Source organism: Bariatricus sp. HCP28S3_A7, from assembly GCF_052066375.1.
In the GTDB taxonomy this organism is placed as follows: Bacteria; Bacillota; Clostridia; order Lachnospirales; family Lachnospiraceae; genus Allocoprococcus.
On record NZ_JBQHSG010000086.1, the window covers coordinates 1 to 845 of the forward strand.

Below are 845 nucleotides of genomic sequence, written 5' to 3' on the forward strand. Positions count from 1 at the left end.
CCGCCAGCCCCCCCCCCCCCCCCGCCCCCCCCCCCCCCCCCCCCCCCCCCCCCCCCCCCCCCCCCCCCCCCCCCCCCCCCCCCCCCCCCCCACCACACCTTCCCCGCTGTCTCTTTAGCCTAATCCAAGCTTTCTGCAAACCTCTGAGATATCCCCCTTGAAAATATATCCGTCCATCCCAAGTGCCTGGCCGGCAGCAATATTTTCCGGTTTATCATCAATGAAGAAACTATCCTCCGGTTTCAAATGATAAGTATCGAACAGATGATGATAGATCTCCGGTTTTGGTTTTGCCATAACAATCGGTGCAGAGAATACGATTCCGTCAAATTCTTGGACGATTTCATAAAAATCTGCATGATCAGCGAAATGAGTCGGAGCATTGGAAAGAATATAGACAGATGCTCCGTTTTCTTTCAGTTTTCGGATCAGAGACCAGATTTCTTCAATTGGCTGCAGATATTTGTGCCAGTTCCGGAAAAAATCCGTTACATTGTCATGCAGACGCTCAGGTACAAGTGTTTTTGCGTGCTGTATGGATGTGTCATAATCAGCAGTACCCTCATCAAGTTGCGCCCAGTTATAGAAGACTGCGTTACGCAAAAGTTCGAGGTCTTCCGGCGAATCACAGAATTTTCCAAGAATATAGTCTTCATCAAAAGTAGCGATTACATTTCCAAAATCAAAGACAACATTTTTATATTTCAACATATCAGGTCCTCCATCCAGTGTTAGGTAGTGTCAAAAACTACCTGTTTTTTTGTCCCAAAATTCAATAAAAACCTTGATTTTATGGGAGAATGCAAATAAAAAGAGCATTGACCTCCCTTTTTCTGGTATAATGT

1 protein-coding gene is annotated in these 845 nt (G+C 46.5%); it reads right to left on the reverse strand.

Annotated elements, in window-relative coordinates; all coding sequences use genetic code 11:
• Positions 1 to 114: 114 nt before the first annotated feature.
• Positions 115 to 711, reverse strand: a complete 597-nt coding sequence (locus ACTNA4_RS16090; RefSeq protein WP_441031177.1) for an HAD family hydrolase — start codon at positions 709 to 711, stop codon at positions 115 to 117.
• Between the last annotated feature and the right edge of the window lie 134 nt (positions 712 to 845).

What these genes read in the sequence shown, in the direction of transcription:
- ACTNA4_RS16090 (WP_441031177.1), bottom strand. Translation starts at nt 711, where the DNA reads ATGTTGAAATATAAAAATGTTGTCTTTGATTTTGGAAATGTAATCGCT.